This is a genomic window from Bartonella sp. AA2SXKL (assembly GCF_042197205.1).
Taxonomy (GTDB): Bacteria; Pseudomonadota; Alphaproteobacteria; order Rhizobiales; family Rhizobiaceae; genus Bartonella.
Window position 1 is genome coordinate 1 of record NZ_JBHIRN010000118.1, and the last position, 761, is coordinate 761.

The 761-nt window shown below is 39.0% G+C and carries 1 protein-coding gene; it reads right to left on the reverse strand.

Annotation, left to right across the window (positions count from 1 at the left end):
• A partial coding sequence (lptB, locus tag ACFINS_RS10160) for an LPS export ABC transporter ATP-binding protein (protein ID WP_375706197.1) occupies window positions 1-729 on the reverse strand: 729 nt, incomplete at its 3' end.
• Window positions 730-761 lie beyond the last annotated feature (32 nt).

The window sequence follows — 761 nt, forward strand, 5'->3', positions numbered from 1 at the left end:
ACAACCATGAACCAAAACTTGTCCCGCGTGAATGATATAAGCACGATCGACAAGCCCTAATGTCTCACGCACATTATGATCCGTTATCAAAACACCAATCCCACGCCTAGTTAAATAACGAATAAGCTGCTGAATATCAAAAATAGCAATAGGATCTATTCCTGCAAATGGTTCATCAAGTAACATAAAATTGGGGCGAGAAGCTAAAGCACGTGCAATTTCAAGTCGTCGACGCTCGCCACCTGATAAAGAAAGAGCAGGCATCTTGCGTAAATGGTCAATTTTAAATTCATGCAAAAGGGCATCCAAATCTTCACGTCGTTTAAGCCGGTCTTTTTCTACTACTTCCAAAACAGCTTTAATATTTTTTTCTACTGAAAGACCACGAAAAATCGATGCTTCCTGAGGAAGATATCCAATACCTAAACGAGCACGTCGATACATTGGTAGATGCGTGATATCAAATCCATCAATTTTAATGGACCCTCCATCCGATTTAATAAGACCTGTAACCATATAAAAACAAGTCGTTTTTCCTGCACCATTGGGACCTAAAATGCCAACAGCCTCTCCGGTACGAATGCCGAAAGAAACATCATTAATAACCTGTCTTCCACGGTAAAATTTAACCAAATGGCTGGCAATTAAGGTTCCTTTTAAGCGTTTCCTTAAAGCCTCACTTGCAAAATTATGTCCGTCCGCTTGTTTTTTTCTTTTGATTCCAAACATGAAATCTTAATGGCTATTCTTTTGACTTTGTT